Consider the following 20,227-nt stretch of genomic DNA (forward strand, 5'->3'; position numbering starts at 1 on the left):
ACTCCTACTATAATAAATTATCATCATTTTTACTTACACCAAATTTATCTAATAAAAAATACATAAATCCTATAGCAATCAATACTATTACAATTAAAACTGTTGAAAATGCTGATGCTACACCAAATCTTCCATTATCTACTTGAGATAATATTGATGCTGTAAGTAATTGATATTTAGGTGTTACCAAAAAGATTACTGCACTTACTGCTGTCATACTTCTTACAAATGTATAAACTAATCCACTAAAAAATGCTGATTTTATTAATGGTAATGTAACTGAAGTAAATATTTTTGTAGAATTAGCACCTAAGTCTTGAGCTGCTTCTTCTATTGCTGGATCTATTTGTTGTAATGATGCAATACCTGATCTAACCCCAACTGGTAAACTTCTTACAATAAATGCTATAACTATTATAAAAGCTGTTCCAGTTAATATTAATGGTTTTGTGTTATAAGCATTTATATAACCTAAACCTAATACTGTTCCTGGTACTGCCATTGCTAAAAGTGATGTAAATTCTATAAAGCTTCTTCCTATAAACTTCTTTCTTACTATTAAAAAAGCAATAATCATACCAAGAACTCCTGTTATTGGAGTTGCATAAATTGATAATAATGTAGTGTCTTTTAATGGTTTTATACCTAGATTAAATACATATTTAAAATGATCTAATGTAAATGTATAATCTATTCCCATTACTTTAAATATTCCACCTAATGGAATTAATATATAGAATGAAATTACAAATACTGCAATTAATAAACATACTATATCAATTGGCCAAACAATTTTCTTCTCTGTTATTAACTCTCTTTCTCTTGAAGCCTTTCCGGTAACTGTAACATATGACTTCTTTTCTATCCAAAATTTTTCTATTACAAAAAGTAATATTGATAATGTTAATAATACTACTGCTATTGCAGCTCCGCCGCTCATATCATAATTACCTATAGCTTGCATATAAATTTTAGTAGCTAGAGTAGAAAAGTTTCCCCCTATAACCATAGGATTTGAAAAGTCTGCAACAACTTCAATAAATGTAAGTAAAAATGCATTTGCAAGTCCTGGTAGCATTAATGGCACTGTTACGGTTGTGAACGTCTTCCATCTAGATGATCCCATGCTTCTAGCTGCTTCTTCTAAAGATGGATCTATTTTCTTCAATAAACCAATTAATAAAAGATATGCAACTGGGAAAAATGTCATAGTTTGAACCATTACAATCCCCTTAAAACCATATATGTTCGCGTCTGTAATTCCTAATAGTTGCCTAGTTATAATACCAAATTGACCAAATAACATTATAGCTGATAAAGCTAAAACAAAAGGTGGAGAAACTATTGGTAATATAGATACAACTTTGAAAAGCTTTTTGAAATGAGATTTTAAGTATGCATCTGCATAAGCAAAAATAAATCCTATTAATGTTGATAATGCTCCTACAGTCACACCTAAAAGTAAAGTATTTGTTAATGCCTCTTTAAATTCTATATCTTTTAATGTTTGTTTATATGCACTAAGTGAAAATCCTCCATTTTCAATAAAACTAACTTTTAATACAGAATATAAAGGATAAAGTATAAATATCGCTAATGTAATTATTAAAAATATTATAGTTGTTAGCAATATAGGATCTCTAACTATCTTTTTCATATTATCTAAATCATGTCTTGCTTTCATTTTACAATTACTAACTTTCACTATATATCACCTCATATTAATTGTTATAAAAATGACCTTGTCTCAATATATCTTTAATATTTTCTATATTTTAAAAGAATGTTGATACTGTAGTATAATGACTAACTGACATTAAAATTTGCTTTATACCACAATATCAACACTACTTTAAAACATATCTATTATTTAATTGCGTTATTCCATTTTTCTACAAGTTCACTTCTTACTTTTCCTGCCCAATCTAAATCATAGTCTATTAATTTTGTATCTTTAATTTCATTTGAAAGTTCAGGTGCTTTAGCAGTTTCATTAGTTAAAAATTGATATGATCCAACTGTTTGACCAATTTCTTGTCCTTTTTTACTTAAAACAAAATCAGTGAATTTTTTAGCAGCTTCTTGATCTGGGCCACCTTTTATTATTGCAGTTGCTCCAATCTCATATCCTGTACCTTCACTAGGTCCTGTTAAAACAATATCCTTCATACCTTCTTCTCTATATTTAATTCCATCATGTAAGAATGAAACTCCAACCATTACTTCTCCTTGACCTGCAAGTCTTGCTGGAGCTGTTCCTGATTTTTCATAAGACTTAATATTCTCATTAAGTTTTTTCATGTATTTAAGACCTTCTTCTTCTCCTTTAAGTTGAACCATTGTTGCAAGTGCTGTATAAGCTGTTCCTGATGATCCCGGATTAGCAATTGATACTTGTCCTTTAAATTCAGGTTTTAATAAATCTTCCCAACTCTTTGGAGCTTCTATACCTTTTTCAGCTAATAATTTTTTATTTGAAGCAAATCCTAAATAGCCAACATAAATTCCTGTCCATGCTCCATTTTTATCTTTATATTTATCTGGAATATCTTTTGCATTTTCTGAAACATAGTTTTCTAATAATCCATCTTCATTTGCTTGTACAAACGCATCTGCTGGTCCACCATACCATACTGTAGCTTTAGGATTATCTTTTTCTGCTCTTAATCTTCCAAGAATTTCACCTGAAGACATTCTAACTGCCTCAGCATTAATTCCAGTTTCATTTTTAAATTCTTCCACAACTTTAACCATGTGGTCTTCCATTAATCCACAATAAATAGTTAATTTTTCGGGTTCTTTAGCTGTATCATTTGTTTTTCCACATCCTGCAAATATAGATCCCATCATTAAAGTTGCCATTGAAAGCGCTAGTAGTCTCTTTTTATTCATTAATTATTCCCCCTCAGAATTCTTCTAAATATAATTTCATTATAATGTAAACATTTTCCGAATTTGAATATAAGTAAATATTTCTTACCTATATGTAAAAATTTCGTTGTCAATACACAAAAAGTTTCTACCTTATTACACTTAAGGTAGAAACTTTTCTATCAGTAGAATCCTAAATTCTATTTTTAGCTTATTACTTAAGGTACATTAAAAAAAGTAATATATTAGTATTATCATATATTTAATCTATTATTTTATGTGCTTAATCTAAAATTTAAAGTTCCTTATATAATAGTTTATAAAGATCACTTCTAATTTTTTATATTTTTTTAATTTTATTTTTTCCTATAACATATTCCTCTAAAGTAATATTTCCATATTCTTTTAATGCTTTTATAAGCTCATCTTCGTGAATTATATCTAATACTTCCATATCATCATTAAGAACATAAAATTTATTAAATTTATTTTTATCTAATAAAGTAAGTACATTAACTAAACCTTTTTTATAATATACTGAAATACTTTTATTCTCTATATATCCATACTTTTCTAGCCTTCTTACCTTTTTAATAAGATCACTCATAATTATATACATAGTCTTTTCTTTTTCTAAAAATGTAGTATATGTCATTAAAATTGATGATAAAAATAGGCTTATATTTACTTTATGTAAAAATAACATTATGATAAATACTATAAATAATCCAGTAGAAATACATAAACTACAAATTTCTGTTATTTTTTTACATTCTTTATATAAAAATTTTTTTGATAATAGTATTTCATATATTCGAGCACCATCTAAAGGATATGCAGGTAATAAATTAAAAATGCCTAAACTTAAATTAATATCTATACTATTTTTTATAAAAAGTATATCAAATTCTTCATAAAAAAAGCATAAAATTACTGCCATAAATAAGTTAAAACAAGGGCCAGATAAATATAATATTAATTTATTTTTTTCTGATAAATCATCAATATCACTTAATTCAGCATTTGCTCCTAATATGCTAAGATTAAAATTATAAAATTTACATTCTAATTTATTTGCCACTAAAATATGAACTAGTTCATGTAATATTATCCAAAAAAAGCTAATAAAAATTGTACTTTTAAAATCTAAAATAGCAAGTAATATTAAAAGTTCTATTATAAAAATTTTATACCATTTTTTCATGTTCAACTCCTATGTCATTACTATGGCACTATACATTTTGAAGATTAGAAAAATCTAAATATTCTGTAGGATCTTGCTCCTTTCCCATATAAATAAATTTAAATATTACTCCATTTTTTCCGCTTCCTGAAATTTTATTACAGTCCCCTAAGTACTCTCCTTTTTTTACTTGGTCCCCCTCTACTATATTTGAGTTTTTAAGTACTCCATAATATGTCTCAATTCCATCACCATGATCTATTAAAATATTTTGGCACCCTTCATCATTAGAAACTTTTCTCACAACACCATCCATACTACAAACTACCTGTTGTCCTTCTTGACCTTGTATCAAAACACCTTTAATATCTCCTTGCAATTTCATATAAGAAGCAAGCACTGGCAAACAATATTTATCTTTTATTTTCTCTTTTACACTTATTTTCCCTATTTCTTTAGTTTTTGTTTTAAATACATTAATGTATTCTTCTGCTTTTTCTTTAACATTTAAACCTTTTAAACTATTAATAGTTTGAATAACATTACTATAAGTAATATTCTGATTTATTATATTTTTTGATACTATATATAATTCTTTGTTTTTTGAAAGTGATATCACCTTAAATGAAAACATTAATGTAATTAATATTAGTGATGCTATTAATTGTCTTATAAATTTTGTAGTTAAAGTTGTAGTTTTATTTTTAACTTCATTACCCATACTTCCACATATATTATTTAGAGAAATATTTTTACCCTTTGAAGGAAGATATGTCTTAACATTAGTATTTTTACCTTGTTTCATAATGTTTTTATAATACTTCTCATACTCTGATCTATAATCACTCATAACGACCTCCTTTTATTTAGATATATTTAATAATACAAACAAAAAAGTAACTCTTTATTAGATTATATTTACATATAATACTAATTATGAAGATTTATTATAAGTTTTATTTTCATTAAAATAATTTATATAATTGCATAAAATAAAAGACTGTTGCCTTCTAACAACAGTCAATATTTTAAATCTTAAATTTAGAATTATTTAATTATAAGATTGCCAGTAGCTAAATTAGTAACTACAGGCACATTATGTACATCACATACTCTTATTAATGCTAATACATAAGATCCATGTGGTTGTGCTTTAAAAATATATTTTTTTCCTTCTCATTCCAACATTTAAAACTAATGCAAGTGACATAACAGTAGTTAACAACGAACTTCCTCCATAACTTATTAATGGCAATGTTATTCCTGTAATTGGTAATAACCCTACTGTCATACCTATATTCTGTAATATAGCAAATAAAAAATACGAAGTTATACCAATGCATATAACAGATCCAAAAATATCTTTTGAAGTTCTTGCAATAGTAATCATTTTATAAATTAGAAATCCATAAAGAGTTAATAAAATTAATGCACCTATTAATCCCCATTGTTCTGATATAGCTGCAAATATGAAATCTGTTTGAACTTCTGGAACATTTTGAGCAGCATATCCTGTAGTTCCTTCAAGTTTTAGTGATGGTCTACTACCAAGTATCCCACCTGAACCTATCGCTATCAAAGATTGAGTCAAATGATACCCAGATGTTGCATCAGCAGCTTCTGGATTTAAAAAAGCTGTGAATCTTTGTTTTTGATATGATGCAATAATACCTGAATTCCATACTATTATTATTGCTAATACTAATGATATAAGACCTCCACCAATAATTCTTATATCTAATCCCGAAGTATAAAATATTCCTAATACTATAAAGAAACAAACCATAGTCATTCCCATATCAGGTTGTGTTACTATAAATACAACTGGAATTGCTGCATATAATGCTAATGTAAAAAAATTTTTAACATTATTTATGTCTCCATCCATTTCATCTAACTTTTTAGCTAACATAAGTATTATCCCAAGTTTCGCAAGTTCTGCAGGCTGTAATTGGAATCCACCAATTCTAATCCATCCTCTAGCACCATTAACAACAACACCAATGCCTGGTATTTTAGCTAATAAAAGAAGAACTACAGATCCCCAATAAAAAACTGGTACATAATTAAAAATTATTGTATAATCTATTGCTACAAAAAAGTATAGCGCTATCATGGATAATATAAACCAAGAAAATTGTTGCTTAGCAAATGATAATCCATAATTACCTTTTGTGCATAGATATATATTTAAGACACCATCTAAAATTAAAAGCATCATTGAAATTAACATTGTTTTATCAATTTCTTTTATTAGTCTTAAATCTATTTTAAAGTTTCTAAACAATTTATCACCCCAAATACATAGAGATTTTTAGCACACATTATATTATCTTACCTTTCTCTATAAAAATCTATTCATTCAGGAAATTATAATAAATTCTTAATATTTTTAATAACTATTATTATAAATTAAATTTATCTTTTTATACTTTTAATAGGAATATTAGCAATTAATGCAGAAGATTTTTCACCCTCCATATCATCGCTTTTGTTTACTGATATTTCAACATCATCTACTTGTATTTCTATATATTTAGATATTACATTTAATATTTCTTTTCTTATCTTCTCTAATGTATCTGTAGGAATTTCTCCTCTATCATGTATAAGAATAAGTTTTAATCTATCTTTTGCTACCTCTTTAGGTGTTGGTTTACTGCTTAACCCCTTAAAAAAACCCATCTCTCTGCCTCCTATTTACGCTTAAATAGCTTGATTAATGATGTAAAAAATCCTTCTTGTTCTTGATGTAAATTCATAATTTCAACCTTTTCACCAGTAATTCTTTTTGCTATATTTTTAAAAGCCTTTCCAGAAAAAGATCCTTCTTCTAAAACTATAGGCTCCCCTTTATTTGTAGAAACAGTTATATTCTTATCATCTGGCACTACACCTAATAACTCAACTGATAAAGTCTCTATAATATCACTTATGTCAAGCATATCACCATTCTTAGTCATTTGATAATTTAATCTGTTTATTATTAATTTATGATCTTCTAAACCTTTTGCATCTAATTTACCAATAACTCTATCAGCATCTCTAACTGATGTTATTTCTGGATTTACAACTACAACTGCACTATCTGCACCTATAACAGCATTTTCAAATCCTTGTTCTATTCCTGCTGGTGAATCTATTAAAACATAATCAAATTCTTCTTTTAATTGATTTACTATCTTTAACATTTCTTGTGGACTTATATCATCCTTATCTTTTGTTTGAGCTGTAGGTAATAAACATAAATTTTGAAATCTTTTGTCTTTAATAAGAGCTTGTTTTAATCTACATCTTCCCTCTATTACATCAATTATCGTATATACTATTCTATTTTCTAATCCTAATAATACATCTAAATTTCTAAGTCCTGTATCCCCATCAATAACCACTACTCTTTTTCCTAGTTCAGCCAAAGCTGTCCCTATATTAGCTGTAGTCGTTGTTTTTCCAACTCCACCTTTACCTGAAGTTACTACAATAGATTCTCCCATTTAACATTCTCCTCCGACCTTATAATATTATATATACTTATTTGGCAAATATGGTTCAACTATAATCATTCCATCTTTTATCTTTGCTAATTCAGGATATTTAGGCTTTTCTATATTATCCGGTGAAATAGTTATTACATCAGCAATTTTTAAAATTTCTGGTTCTAATAAAAAAGCTGCTATTACAGACTTTTTATTTCCTGTATTTCCTGCATTAACACAACCTCTTATTGCTCCTAAAACAATTACATTTCCACCTGCATGTACCTCAGCACCACTATTAATATCACCAATTATAACAATATTACCTTGGTAACTTATGGATTGTCCACCTCTTATAGTACGCCTTATAAATTTAGTTTTTCCTTCATATACACCGTTGAATATTTTTACCTGTTTATCATTTTCTTGATCTATTTGTTCTAAAACAATTTCTTTTAATTCTATCTCAGTTAAAAGAGCTTCTTTAAGCTTTTGAATATTTTTTTTATTAATTGAACTTAAATTTATATTTACAATTAAGGTTGTTCCCTTATAGAAATGCTTTCCTTTAGATAGTTTTTTTATTAAACTTTCTAACATTTCATCGAAACAACTAAATTTCTCCATATAGATAGTCGCGTTTATGCCTTCTTTATTACCTTTTATCAAAACACCATCATTATGCATTGCTACCTCCAATCAATTGGTTCTTAGGCTCAAATGAAGTAGTCGTAATAATTTCTTCTTCCTAACCCCTGAGTCTTAGAAGAATTTTCTGCGTCATATTTATTGTCAAAATAAGTTTAAAAATCTAAATATAAGATTTATTATTACAATTTTTAAATTCCTATTACCCAGACGCATAGCATTACTTTTATATTCTTATTTTTAATCAATAATATCAGTAATGATAGCGATAGGATAAATTCTATATATTAAAATATTCTCTTTTGTAAATACTATACCTAGGTTAAATTATAACATTATTCTGATATTTTTTGTATACATTTTTAATTAGTTTTAGATATATAAAAAAATATTAACCCTGTTTTAAAACATCATAATTATTATAAACAAATAGAGCCTTTAACCTACTAGTTAAAAGACTCTATTTAACATATAATTAATCATTTATGCTGTTATTTATATTTTCTTGTTGACTATTTGAAATTTCTTGCTTTGCATTATTATTAGGATTTCCTAGTATATATTTCTTAAATGATTGTGATGAATTTACATACTCTGGATGCTCTTTCATAAGTTGATCTTTAAAATAAGCTTCATATACGGCTTTTACAGCTGGTGCAACAGCTCCACCATGTCCTCCATCAAATCCAACAGCTACAACTGCTATCTGTGGATTATCTGCCGGTGCATAACTTACATATGTTGCATAAGGTTTTCTTCCTATTTCCTCTTGATGCTCTTGAAAGTCTGCTGTTCCTGTTTTACCAGCTGTTTTTATTGGAAAACCTTTGAATGTTGCGGTTGCAGTACCACCCTCTTCATTATTAACTCTAGACATACCATCTCTTATTGCTGCAATTGTGCTATCTTTCATAGTAACTTTATTCAAAATTTCTGGCTTATATTCTTGTACTATATTTCCATCATTATCAGTCACTTTATCAACCAAATGTAATTTATATCTTGTTCCTCCATTTGCAAGTGTTGAAACATATGATGCTAATTGCATAGGTGTAAATAAATTTAATCCCTGACCTATTGAAGCACTTACAAGTTGTGCTGGTGATTTTATTTCTACTGCTTTATCATTTATTGTATATTTTGCAATAACTCTACTAACTATAGAAGCCTGTTCTTCTAAGTTTACTTTTCTACCATTATTCTCCGCTTCAGCAACTCTTGCTTTATATACATCTGAATTATTAATTATCTTTTGAACATCTGGTTTTATTTCTTTAGAAAATTCATCAAAATTTAAATTTTGTTCATCAGTACCTACTTTTTTTAGGATATCAGTGACTTTATCCTTTATAGACTGTTTGGCTGCTTTTACAACTTCATTATCATCTTCTGAATATTGTATATCAAATTTTACAAATTTATCAATACCATTATAATCTCCAGATTCTAAGTAATTAACTAAATAAAATTTTGCATAAAGTATTGCTTGCTCTTTAGATGAATCAAAATTATAAGTTTGACCAAAATTTTCTTCTATTTCTATACCTGTTGTCTTTTTTGCATTAGAATTTGGATCAACTCCTAATCCAAATTGCCAAGCATATTTTGCAATAGAATTTAATGCATCAAGGTTTCCACCATTATATTTATATAATCTATATGCAACTTCATAAAAATAATAGTTACATGATACTTGTATAGCTTTAGCTACATCTACATTTCCATGTGTTCCTCCACCATTACTATAAATTAAACATTTTGGTGCAAATCCTTTTCCGAATGTCTCTGGATGTTCAGTAAATATTCCTCTATCAACAATAATATCAGTTGGTGATACAACTCCAGATTCAAGACCTGCTACAGCAGTTAATGGTTTAAATGTTGATCCTGGCGGAATTAAACCCATTGTAGCATAATTATAAAATGGTTTAGGATATAAATCATAATTATCTTTTCTATTTCCATTTTCATCTAGTGGAAATAAGTTATTTACAGTTTTATTTATTCCTGTTTTTTGTATCATTTCTTTAGCAAAAGCTTCATAATCAGGATTAAAATAATTTTTACGCTCTTCTTCACTTATTGTTCCGGGTATCGTAAATATATTGGGATCATAGTCAGGATAACTAACTAATGATAAAATTCTTCCTGTGTTTACTTCAACAGCTATTAAAGCTCCTCTTGTAGCATTTACAAACCTTGTACCATCAGAATAAATTTGATTTTCTCTTAAATCTTTCAACGTATCAGCAAAACTTTGTTCTGCTGCATACTGTATATTATTATCTATTGTAAGGTGAACATCATTTCCTGGATGTGTCTCAAGTTTAAATAATTCTTCTGTTACTCTTCCTTGAGAATTAACTTTAACAGTAGTTCCACCCTTAACTCCTTTAAGTTGTTCTTCAAAAGAAGACTCTATTCCAGATCTACCAATTAAGTCTGATGAAACATCATATCCTCTTAATTCATACTTTTCAGTTTTTGAACTATCAATTGATGATACATATCCTAAAACTGATGATGCTAACTCCTTATTAGGATAATATCTTACTGGTTCTAAACTAACATCTATACCTGGTAAATCATTAAGTTTTTGATAAACTATAAAAGCAGTATCTTTTTTGATGTTTCCTGCAATAGTTACAGCTTTATATCCTTTAAAACTTTGCATCTTTATTGCATCCTTTATAACAATAAAGTTTCTAATATCATTTAACGAATATCCATTTTTTAGTAAGATATCTGTTAATTCCTTACCGTCCATTTCACTATATAATTCTTTTTGTTGCTTTGTAGGATTAGGATCAACACATTCTATCAGATTATAACTTTTTACTAAATAATAAAAAGTATCTTCTAAACTTATTTTTACTAACTCATTATTTACTTGTTCAATTTCTTTATCATTTAACTCTTCTTTACCTTTAAATAATTTATTTTCAACTGCTTGATTTAATCCTCTATCTCTTTTAAATCTTATTTCTTCATATTTCCTAGATTCACTACTTGATGTTTTATAATCAAAATAAATCTCATTATTTTCATTTAACTTTAATGAAAGCGTATCTTGAAAACTCTCATTATTTTCACTTAAAATCTTAAAAAGTTCACTCATTGTCGAATAAAAATTTTTTTCAGTTTCTGGTGTCTTTGTATATGTGATTGTATATGTTTGTATATTTGTAGCTAATATATTACCGTTTTGATCATATATCTTCCCTCTAGGAGCTTTTTCTGATACAAATCTAGTTGAATTAGCATTTGCTCTCTCTTTATAATTATCATAATTTAATATTTGAAGATATATTAACTTCATAGTAATAGCACCAAAGATTATAAACATAATAATACTTAAAACTTTATATCGTGAAATTTTCTTTTTCTTTGTTGGCTTATTTACTATCATTTAAACCTCCATGGACGTTTTTTATATTCTTCGTTAGGAATATTCATTACTAACTTGTAACATAAAAAAATTATTATTGCATTATATATTCCCATAATTAAACTTTTCGAAAGATCCATTTTTATTTTTAAGAAATAAAATATTATAAGAATTCCTATAGCTTTTAATATAGTTAAGATTAAAGTAGAAATTACAGGTATTAATCTCTTAGTTTTAAAAATGTTTTCTCCTATCAAACTTGCTACTATACATAAAAACAGATTTAATAGTGAATTTACTCCAAATCCATAAAAAAAGAACAAATCTTGTAAAATACCACTTATTGCACCAATAAATACAGCCTTTTCTCTTCCATTTATAATAGAATATGCAATAGCAAATGTAAATAATAAACTTGGATATACACCATTAATCGAAAAAAATGGCACAAGAGAATTATCTAAAATTACTAATACTATAGAAACTAAAATTACTATTAACTTTTCCATAATAAAAACTCCTAATATTTAATTTCTCTTGTATCTTTAGGAGATACAATAAATAATTCTTCTAATTTATTAAAGTCCACATATGGCTTTACAAGCGCTGTCTTCATTACTTTAATTTTATCTTCCTCTACAGAGATAACTTCTCCAATTTTAATTTCCTTAGGATAAATTCTTCCGACTCCTGAAGTCATAATAACATCGCCTTCTTTTATCTCAGAATCCATAGGAAGATTATATACCTTTGCTAAATTTCTATTTTTATTATCTTTATATCCCTTTAAGTATCCTGTACTTTCTCTTGTACTCTCTACCATAACGCTTACAGCTATATTTTCATTAATTAATGATTGAATAATACTCCAGTTACTACCTACTGTTGTAACTTGACCTACAAGCCCTTTTGCTGAAATTACAATCATTCCTTTTTTAATACCTTCATTTTCCCCTTTATTTACTATATATCCATCTAAAAAACTTCCTCCACTATAACCAATAATGTCACAGCCTATATAATTATAGTTATTATTTTGCTTTGAGAAATTTAATACATCTCTTAATCTTTCATTTTCTTGTTCTAAATCAGAATACTGTAATAATTTACTTTTAAGTTCTTCATTTTCTGTTGTTAAGTCTCTATTTTGATTTTTAACTTCTGAAAAATTTAAAAAGAAATCTAATGTTTCTTTTACTGTATTTGTAGCTTTATAAATTAGCGTTTGTGCTGGTTTTAAAGTATTACTTGCCCCATTTTCAACTATATTTTTATTTTCTCTCTTGACTGTATGAACTATTAACCCTAAAAAGCTAACTGACAGCACTATAATAGTTACTGCCAGTTTATTCTTAAGAAACTTCACTTTTTATCCTCTTTGATCTCTGCTAATTTTATCAAAATCTTCTAAAGCTTTTCCAGCTCCTAAAACAACACAGTCAAGAGGCGCCTCTGCAATATGTACAGGCATATTAGTTTCTTCATTTATTAATACGTCTAATCCTTTTAATAAAGCTCCTCCACCAGCTAACATAATTCCTTTTTCCATTATATCTGCTGCTAATTCTGGTGGCGTCTTTTCTAAAGTTATTTTAATCGCTTCTATAATTGCACATACTGGTTCTTTTAATGCTTCTCTTATTTGAGCTTCTGTTATTTCAATAACTTTAGGAAGACCAGATATCATATCTCTTCCTTTTATTTCCATAGTTTTGTTATTTAAATTATCTATACTAATTGATTTATTTGAATCATCTTCATTTTCATCGCTATCTTCATTATTAAATTCAACAACCCTATTTTTTACTGGATGTGCTGAACCAATTTCCATTTTAACTTGTTCTGCTGTTCTTTCTCCAATCATTAAGTTAAATTCTTTTTTAATATAAGAAATTATTGCTTGATCTAACTCATCTCCAGCAACTCTTAATGATCTACTAGTTACTATTCCACCTAAAGAAATAATTGCAACTTCTGTTGTTCCCCCACCAATATCTACAATCATACTACCAGTTGGTTCACTTACTGGTAATCCTGCTCCAATTGCAGCTGCCATTGGTTCTTCCATCAATATAACATCTCTTGCACCTGCAAGTTTAGTAGCTTCTTCAATGGCTCTCTTTTCTACTTCAGTAATTCCTGAAGGATAACAAACTATTATTCTTGGACTTTTAAAGGCATTTTTTGTTGATACCTTTTCTATTAATTTTTTAAGCATTGTTTGTGCAACATCAAAATCTGCAATTACACCATCTCTTAGTGGTCTTATAGCCACTATATTTCCTGGTGTTCTTCCTATCATAAGCTTTGCTTCAGCTCCTACTGCTAAAGGCTTCTTAGTTACATTATTCATAGCAACAACTGAAGGTTCTCTTAAAACTATTCCCTTACCCTTTACAAAAACTAAAGTATTCGCTGTTCCTAAATCTATTCCCATGTCTTTTCCAGAACCAAAAAATCCCATTGTGTTTTTTCCCCTTTCGATTATATGAATCCTTTTTCTTTTAAACTAATAAAATTTTCTTTTCCTATTATTATATGGTCAATTAATTCAATTCCAATAATACTACCACATTCTTTAATTCTTACTGTAATATTTATATCTTCCTTACTAGGTGTTGGATCTCCTGATGGATGATTATGAGATATAATTATTTTTGCACTGCTTTTATTTATTGCATGCTTAAATATCTCTCTTGGATGAACAATAGATGAATTTAAAGTTCCTTTAAATATATCTTTTGTGCCAATAATAATATTTTTTGTATTCAGAAATATAACTTTTAATATTTCTTGTTTTAATCCACACATCTCTCCACTAATTAATGTTGCTACATCATTAGGAGATGTAATTTTAAACTTTTTATCTGATGATTTTAAAGTTTTAAATCTTTTAAAAAGTTCAGCCAAAGCTAATATTTGTGAAGCCTTGCCATCCTTTATTCCTTTTATTGAGGTTATATTATCAAAAGATGCATTTAATACTCCATCTAGCCCTTCTAATTCTGATAAAAGTCTAGTGCTTAATGCAAGTACATTCTCACCTTTAGTACCAGTTTTTAATATAATTGCTAACAATTCTGAATTACTTAAAGTTTCAGCTCCATATAATAGCAATTTTTCCTTTGGCCTTTCATTTTCAGGTATATCCTTAATTTTAAGATTATTATACATAAATATCCTCCTCTTAATATTGGATACCCCACCCCATTTTATTTTACTTGTTCAAGCATAGTTTTTAACTTATTTAAAGGAAGACCAACTACATTATAATAGCATCCTTTTATTTCTTGTATAAATGTTCCACCTATGCCTTGTATTCCATAAGCTCCAGCCTTATCCAAAGGTTCTTTTGTTTTTATGTATTCTCTAATTTCTTCATCACTCATTGATGCAAATGTTACTTCTGTATACAAGCTTTCCTTAACAGTCTTGTTTAAAGCTGTATTAATTACTACAATTCCAGAATAAACAAAATGTTTCCTTCCTTGAAGAGATTTTATCATGTCAAATGCATGTTTTTCATCTCTTGGTTTACCTAATATCTTACCATCTAATGTAACTATAGTATCTGCCGATATTATTATTGCATCCTCATGAATATTGTTCTTAATACTAATAGCTTTTCCTAAAGCTATATCTTGAACATATTTATCAATAGAGCCTTCAAAAATTATTTCACTTTCATCAAAATTACTAACTACTATATCAAAATCTTTTATAAGTCTTGTTAATAATTCTTGTCGTCTTTCTGAAGCAGAAGCTAATATAACTTTCATATACTCACATCCTCTAAAAACTGTCCTTAATAATTATCCCCAATTCATATAATTATAGACATAAATTCCCTTAAGTAATTAAAATTAGTCATAAACACTTAAGGTGTAGTTATGATCCCCAAAAGCTGACAACCATCACTACACCAATATAGTTTAACATTTAACCAGTTCTTAAACAAGTACGTTAAAGTAACTTGTAATGTTTTTATAAAAAATTAATTTTATTGTAATAATTCTTACACTTTATACTTTTCAATAATTTCATAAAAATATTTTAAATGAACTTTAACATTAGTTTTATCTATTTCATCTGGTAAATTATCTACATACTCTTTAACATTGTTTAACTCATCATTGCTAGATTGCTCACTACCAATTATTTTTAAACACCAAGTTTTATAATCAGATGTTTTTACACTTTTAACATCTGGTTCTTCTAACTTATCACTTATAATTAAAAATCCTTCAGTTATCTTACTAATCTTTTTTTGTTCTATTGTATCATTAGGAAATTTAAAATTAATTTTAACAACATTTATACCTTGACTTGTTAACTCTTCTAATTTTTTTGTTCCATCATCTTCTGAATATAAACCAATTACAACTCTATATTTATTTTCATTTTCAATTATATAGCTGTTATATTTAGAAGGTATAGTATTAACTGCTGCATCAGCATTTTCTTTATTTGCATAATAACCGAATTGCAAAGCCATAAAATTTTCATTGCTATTAGTAACAATACACTCATTTGAAGAATTAATATTAACATCACCTTTGAATACAATCTTGCTAAAATATAATCCAATTACAATAGATACTCCTACTATTATTGATATTACACACAAAAATTTAAATTTCCTGTGTTTTTTGTACTCATATCTTGTATATCTCATATAAATACCTCCTAAATTTATAATTAGATTACTAACTAAATAATATTAATTATGTAGCTTTATTTCTTATGTATTATAATTATTCTCTAGGTTAGATTTATATGAATTATGTTATACATTTTTAAATTAAGCTGATTTACTTAATATTAATAAATCTGTTGAATTATAGTTATTATCTTCAAAAAAATTTTTTGATATCCTAACCTTATCAAATCCCATAGTATTCCAAAATTTAATTGCTTTTTTATTTTCTGAATTTACTCCTACTTTAAAATATTCTACGCAATAAAGACTCTTAAAATAATCTAATATTTCTTTTAATATTTTATTTCCAAATCCCATATTTCTAAATCTAAAATCTATTAAGTATAACCAAATAAACAATTCTGATTTTCCTTCTAATTCAAAACGACCTTTAAAAACACCATATATATGATTATCTTTTTCTATTTTAAGAAATAACTCTTCTTCTGTTAAATAATACTCTAAAAATCTTCTATAAAATAATTGTTTATCTAAGGAAAAAACATCTTCATTAAAATTATCATTTAATTTAATCCATTCATTTAATTTATCTATATCATCTCTTTTAACACTAGTTATTTTAAACTCCTCACAATAAAACTCAATATTTACCAATCTGATTGTTCCTCCTTATTAATTTCAATGTTAATTATAATTATTCTTCATTTTACATAATATTTCCTCTATGAAATCTAAAAATAAATCAAAAAGGCTATGTTTTAAAAATATCTTTTTAAAACATAGCTAAATACTTTATTGTTATTAATTTTTTACTATTTAATTTTCTTTAATACTTCTAATAGATATTCCCAAACTCTTTTTACAGAAGAAATACTCATATGTTCATTTGGAGTATGTGCATCAAATAAATCTGGCCCAAAACTTATCATATCTAGATCTCCTAATTTTTCTTTAAATAATCCACATTCTACACCAGCATGAATAGCTACAACCTCTGGTTCTTCATCATATAATTCTTTATAAACATCTTTACATATTTCTCTTATTTTTGAATCTTCTTTAAATTGCCATTCTGGATATCCAGCTGTATTTGAAACAGTGCCTTCAAATACATCAGTTAAACACTTAATTTTTTCAACAATTTCTTCTCTTAATGAAAATACAGAACTTCTTACCGCACTATCATATTCTATACAAGTTTCATTAGTTGTAACAACACCTATATTAGTTGAACTTTCTGTTAAGCCTTCTATATCAGAGCTTACTGTATTTACTCCATTTGGATATAAATATAATAGATTAATAACCTTATTAGTAGTATCTTTAGAAAATACTTTTTTAGATTTTTCTTCTAATACTTTAGTCTCTAATTTAATATTAGGATCTTTTACTCTAAATTCATTTTTAAAATCTTCTCTTAATGTTGATATTATATTAATAAATTTTTCTTCATCTTGTGAATTTATTAATACTTTTGCTATTGCTTCTCTAGGTATAGCATTATTTTTAGAACCACCATTTAATGAAATTATTCTAAAGTCTAAACTATTAAGTAAATTCTTTAAAACTCTTCCTATTAATTTATTTGAATTTCCTCTTTCTAAGTGTATATCAGAACCCGAATGTCCTCCACTTAAACCTTTAATTGTAATTTCATATTCTTTTGTATCAGCTTTAGCTTCTTCCCATTCTATAGTTAAAGTAGATTTTGTTCTTATTCCACCTGCACAGCTAACTAAAAGTTTTCCTTCTTCTTCCGAATCTAAATTTAAAACAATTTTTCCATCTAAGCTATCTGGCTTTAGTGCCATTGCTCCAGTCATACCTGCTTCTTCATCTGTTGTTAATAATATTTCAAGTGCCGGATGTTCCAAAGTATTGTCTTCTAATAATGCCATTGCATATGCTACTGCAATACCATCATCAGCACCTAAAGTAGTTCCATTTGCATAAATAAAATCATCTTTAGTAACTAATTCTATTGGATCTTTAGTAAAATCATGTATAGTTTCGTTATTTTTTTCACAGACCATATCCATATGACCTTGAATTATTGCGGTTGGTGCATCCTCATATCCTGGTGATGCTGGTTTTTTTATTATTATATTTAATGCTTCATCTTGAATTGTTTCTAAACCTAACCCTTTACCGAAACTTAATAAATAATCACTTATACCCTTCTCATTCCCTGATCCTCTAGGAATTTTTGATATTTCTTCAAAGTAGTAAAAAACTTTTTCGCAATTAATTTGTTTAAATTTTCTCATAATTGTTCTTTCCTTCCTAAATATGTGATAAAATTAACATATATGCTAATTTAAATTAATTATAAAATATAAATTAAATAATATTATTTTAATTTTACCATAAAATATAAATTAAATAATATTATTCAATTAAATTTATTCTTTATTTTAGTATTACATAATTAGAATAAGGTTATTTAAAATTTATAGAAGAGGTGTTAATATGCAAAAAACTAAAATGATTTTTACAATTGGACCGTCAAGTGATAATGAAGAAACGTTAAGAAAATTTATTAAAATTGGTATGAGTGCTGCAAGATTAAATTTTTCTCATGGTACTCATGAAACTCACAAAGAAAAAATAGATTTAATAAAAAAAATCAGAAAAGATATGGGAACTCCTACTGCAATGATATTAGATATTAAAGGTCCTAAAATTAGAACCCATAATTTTATAAATGATGGAGTAGACCTTAAGGAAGGACAAGGTTTTTCTTTTATTTGTGGAGAAGAAATTCTAGGTGATGAAACTCAATGTTCAATTTCTTATGAAGAACTTTATCAAGACATAAAAGTTGGTGGAGAAATTCTTGTTGATGATGGACTTTTAAGATTTAAAGTTACAGGGGTTGAAGGGAAACGTATTAACTGTATCGTAACTGTTGGCGGAAAAATCAAAAATCATAAGGGTGTAAACGTTCCTAATGTAGTAATTAAATTACCATCAATAACCGAAAAAGACATTGAAGACATAAAATTCGGTTGCGAAATGGGCGTAGATTTTATAGCTGCTTCTTTTATCAGAAAAGCTAGTGATGTTCTTGATGTAAAAAAAGTTCTAGCAGAAAACAACGGAAAACATATTAAGGTAATAGCAAAAATAGAAAATCAAGAAGGTGTTGATAATATTGATGATATTATCAAATCAACTGATTGTGTAATGGTTGCAAGAGGAGATATGGGTGTAGAAATTCCAATCCAAAAAGTTCCTATAATTCAAAAGATGATTATAAGAAAATGTAATGATGCCGGTAAAGTTGTAGTAACTGCAACTCAAATGCTTGATTCAATGATTAGAAATTCTATTCCTACTAGAGCTGAAGCTAGTGATATATGTAATGCTATATTTGACGGAACAGATGCTATTATGTTAAGTGGAGAAAGTGCATCTGGAAGTTTTCCAATTGAAGCTGCTACTATAATGTCAGAAATTGCAAAAGAAGCCGAAGCACATTTAGATTATAACCATTTAACTGCAAGATTAAGAGAACCATCTCTTACTGATTATGCTGGTGCAATAAGTTATACCGCTTGTAGAACTTCAAATTTATTACATGCTTCATCAATAGTTGCTGCTACTAAAAGTGGTGCTACTGCTACAATGATTTCAAGATATAGACCAAAATCACCTGTTATAGCAATAACTCCTTATGAAAAGGTTAGAAGAAGTTTAGCATTAAATTTTGGAGTATTACCAGTTCTTTGTGATATGTATAATACTACTGATGATATTTTAACAGAGGCTAGAAGAGCTGTATTTAATTTAAATTTTGCTTTACCTGGTGAAGATATTGTTGTTGCTGCTGGAATGCCTACAACTCAAACTGGTGGTACAAATATGTTAAAAATAGAAAAACTTTAAGCTTTAATATAAGTTTACTTAATAGACTTATTAATTAATACTTAGATTTTAATTGAAACTTATATAGTTTAATAACGATATTATATTAAATATTTTATAAAACTTTAAATCAT

The 20,227-nt window shown here is 27.1% G+C and carries 18 protein-coding genes and 1 pseudogene; 1 reads left to right on the forward strand and 18 read right to left on the reverse strand.

Translation table 11 applies throughout. The features are described from left to right. Positions 1 to 7: 7 nt before the first annotated feature. From KYD98_RS01795 to KYD98_RS01875, 18 genes and pseudogenes are all read right to left on the reverse strand, one after another. The gene (locus KYD98_RS01795; RefSeq protein ID WP_373368715.1) at positions 8 to 1,705 is read right to left on the reverse strand and encodes an ABC transporter permease; all 1,698 of its coding nucleotides are present in this window, start codon (positions 1,703 to 1,705) and stop codon (positions 8 to 10) included. A gap of 161 nt (positions 1,706 to 1,866) precedes the next feature. Next, positions 1,867 to 2,892, reverse strand: coding sequence for an ABC transporter substrate-binding protein (locus tag KYD98_RS01800; RefSeq protein ID WP_219777875.1), 1,026 nt, complete (start codon positions 2,890 to 2,892; stop codon positions 1,867 to 1,869). A 319-nt stretch (positions 2,893 to 3,211) separates the two neighbouring features. Continuing rightward, on the reverse strand, positions 3,212 to 4,075 hold the full coding sequence (locus tag KYD98_RS01805) for a site-2 protease family protein (RefSeq protein WP_219777876.1): 864 nt from the start codon (positions 4,073 to 4,075) through the stop codon (positions 3,212 to 3,214). Between the two features lie 28 nt (positions 4,076 to 4,103). Further along, positions 4,104 to 4,904: a M23 family metallopeptidase gene (locus tag KYD98_RS01810; protein ID WP_219777877.1), complete on the reverse strand. Its 801-nt coding sequence runs from the start codon at positions 4,902 to 4,904 to the stop codon at positions 4,104 to 4,106. A 197-nt stretch (positions 4,905 to 5,101) separates the two neighbouring features. Next, positions 5,102 to 5,206: pseudogene (locus KYD98_RS18050) on the reverse strand (methylglyoxal synthase); the annotation flags it as partial. A gap of 1 nt (position 5,207) precedes the next feature. Continuing rightward, a complete protein-coding gene (gene rodA / locus KYD98_RS01815) occupies positions 5,208 to 6,341 on the reverse strand; it encodes a rod shape-determining protein RodA (protein WP_219777878.1) in 1,134 nt (377 codons plus the stop codon). Between the two features lie 131 nt (positions 6,342 to 6,472). Then, positions 6,473 to 6,739, reverse strand: a complete 267-nt coding sequence (gene minE, locus KYD98_RS01820; protein ID WP_219777879.1) for a cell division topological specificity factor MinE — start codon at positions 6,737 to 6,739, stop codon at positions 6,473 to 6,475. A gap of 11 nt (positions 6,740 to 6,750) precedes the next feature. Beyond that, on the reverse strand, positions 6,751 to 7,548 hold the full coding sequence (gene minD, locus KYD98_RS01825) for a septum site-determining protein MinD (RefSeq protein ID WP_219777880.1): 798 nt from the start codon (positions 7,546 to 7,548) through the stop codon (positions 6,751 to 6,753). A gap of 27 nt (positions 7,549 to 7,575) precedes the next feature. Then, positions 7,576 to 8,217, reverse strand: coding sequence for a septum site-determining protein MinC (minC, locus tag KYD98_RS01830; RefSeq protein ID WP_219777881.1), 642 nt, complete (start codon positions 8,215 to 8,217; stop codon positions 7,576 to 7,578). Positions 8,218 to 8,653: 436 nt separating this feature from the next. Then, positions 8,654 to 11,587 (reverse strand): penicillin-binding transpeptidase domain-containing protein, encoded by a 2,934-nt coding sequence (locus KYD98_RS01835; protein WP_219777882.1) that lies wholly within the window; start codon positions 11,585 to 11,587, stop codon positions 8,654 to 8,656. Continuing rightward, positions 11,584 to 12,075 carry a rod shape-determining protein MreD gene (gene mreD / locus KYD98_RS01840; protein WP_219777883.1) on the reverse strand — a complete coding sequence of 164 codons (492 nt, stop codon included), beginning with the start codon at positions 12,073 to 12,075 and terminating at the stop codon, positions 11,584 to 11,586. Before mreD ends, KYD98_RS01835 begins: the two co-directional genes overlap by 4 nt. Before the next feature lie 11 nt (positions 12,076 to 12,086). Further along, positions 12,087 to 12,932 carry a rod shape-determining protein MreC gene (gene mreC, locus KYD98_RS01845; RefSeq protein WP_219777884.1) on the reverse strand — a complete coding sequence of 282 codons (846 nt, stop codon included), beginning with the start codon at positions 12,930 to 12,932 and terminating at the stop codon, positions 12,087 to 12,089. Positions 12,933 to 12,935: 3 nt separating this feature from the next. Then, on the reverse strand, positions 12,936 to 14,030 hold the full coding sequence (locus tag KYD98_RS01850) for a rod shape-determining protein (protein WP_219777885.1): 1,095 nt from the start codon (positions 14,028 to 14,030) through the stop codon (positions 12,936 to 12,938). Positions 14,031 to 14,050: 20 nt separating this feature from the next. Further along, positions 14,051 to 14,740, reverse strand: coding sequence for a RadC family protein (gene radC / locus KYD98_RS01855; protein ID WP_219777886.1), 690 nt, complete (start codon positions 14,738 to 14,740; stop codon positions 14,051 to 14,053). A 38-nt stretch (positions 14,741 to 14,778) separates the two neighbouring features. Next, positions 14,779 to 15,345 carry a Maf-like protein gene (locus KYD98_RS01860; protein ID WP_219777887.1) on the reverse strand — a complete coding sequence of 189 codons (567 nt, stop codon included), beginning with the start codon at positions 15,343 to 15,345 and terminating at the stop codon, positions 14,779 to 14,781. Positions 15,346 to 15,581: 236 nt separating this feature from the next. Continuing rightward, positions 15,582 to 16,241, reverse strand: a complete 660-nt coding sequence (locus KYD98_RS01865) for an SPOR domain-containing protein (RefSeq protein ID WP_219777888.1) — start codon at positions 16,239 to 16,241, stop codon at positions 15,582 to 15,584. Positions 16,242 to 16,367: 126 nt separating this feature from the next. After that, positions 16,368 to 16,880 carry a GNAT family N-acetyltransferase gene (locus KYD98_RS01870; RefSeq protein WP_219777889.1) on the reverse strand — a complete coding sequence of 171 codons (513 nt, stop codon included), beginning with the start codon at positions 16,878 to 16,880 and terminating at the stop codon, positions 16,368 to 16,370. Positions 16,881 to 17,038: 158 nt separating this feature from the next. Then, positions 17,039 to 18,493, reverse strand: a complete 1,455-nt coding sequence (locus KYD98_RS01875) for an aminoacyl-histidine dipeptidase (protein ID WP_219777890.1) — start codon at positions 18,491 to 18,493, stop codon at positions 17,039 to 17,041. 202 nt (positions 18,494 to 18,695) lie between these two features. On the opposite strand from KYD98_RS01875, the gene pyk reads away from it, so the two are divergent. Continuing rightward, a complete protein-coding gene (pyk, locus tag KYD98_RS01880) occupies positions 18,696 to 20,114 on the forward strand; it encodes a pyruvate kinase (protein WP_219777891.1) in 1,419 nt (472 codons plus the stop codon). The last annotated feature ends 113 nt before the right edge of the window (positions 20,115 to 20,227 follow it).

This window comes from Clostridium weizhouense, assembly GCF_019431045.1.
In the GTDB taxonomy this organism is placed as follows: domain Bacteria; phylum Bacillota; class Clostridia; order Clostridiales; family Clostridiaceae; genus Clostridium; species Clostridium weizhouense.

Bases quoted from the DNA above. Each gene is read 5' to 3' on its own strand.
- KYD98_RS01800 (WP_219777875.1), bottom strand. From the start codon at position 2,892: ATGAATAAAAAGAGACTACTAGCGCTTTCAATGGCAACTTTAATGATG.
- KYD98_RS01805 (WP_219777876.1), bottom strand. From the start codon at position 4,075: ATGAAAAAATGGTATAAAATTTTTATAATAGAACTTTTAATATTACTT.
- KYD98_RS01810 (WP_219777877.1), bottom strand. From the start codon at position 4,904: ATGAGTGATTATAGATCAGAGTATGAGAAGTATTATAAAAACATTATG.
- minE (WP_219777879.1), bottom strand. From the start codon at position 6,739: ATGGGTTTTTTTAAGGGGTTAAGCAGTAAACCAACACCTAAAGAGGTA.
- minD (WP_219777880.1), bottom strand. From the start codon at position 7,548: ATGGGAGAATCTATTGTAGTAACTTCAGGTAAAGGTGGAGTTGGAAAA.
- minC (WP_219777881.1), bottom strand. From the start codon at position 8,217: ATGCATAATGATGGTGTTTTGATAAAAGGTAATAAAGAAGGCATAAAC.
- KYD98_RS01835 (WP_219777882.1), bottom strand. From the start codon at position 11,587: ATGATAGTAAATAAGCCAACAAAGAAAAAGAAAATTTCACGATATAAA.
- mreD (WP_219777883.1), bottom strand. From the start codon at position 12,075: ATGGAAAAGTTAATAGTAATTTTAGTTTCTATAGTATTAGTAATTTTA.
- KYD98_RS01850 (WP_219777885.1), bottom strand. From the start codon at position 14,030: ATGGGATTTTTTGGTTCTGGAAAAGACATGGGAATAGATTTAGGAACA.
- radC (WP_219777886.1), bottom strand. From the start codon at position 14,740: ATGTATAATAATCTTAAAATTAAGGATATACCTGAAAATGAAAGGCCA.
- KYD98_RS01860 (WP_219777887.1), bottom strand. From the start codon at position 15,345: ATGAAAGTTATATTAGCTTCTGCTTCAGAAAGACGACAAGAATTATTA.
- KYD98_RS01865 (WP_219777888.1), bottom strand. From the start codon at position 16,241: ATGAGATATACAAGATATGAGTACAAAAAACACAGGAAATTTAAATTT.
- KYD98_RS01875 (WP_219777890.1), bottom strand. From the start codon at position 18,493: ATGAGAAAATTTAAACAAATTAATTGCGAAAAAGTTTTTTACTACTTT.
- pyk (WP_219777891.1), top strand. From the start codon at position 18,696: ATGCAAAAAACTAAAATGATTTTTACAATTGGACCGTCAAGTGATAAT.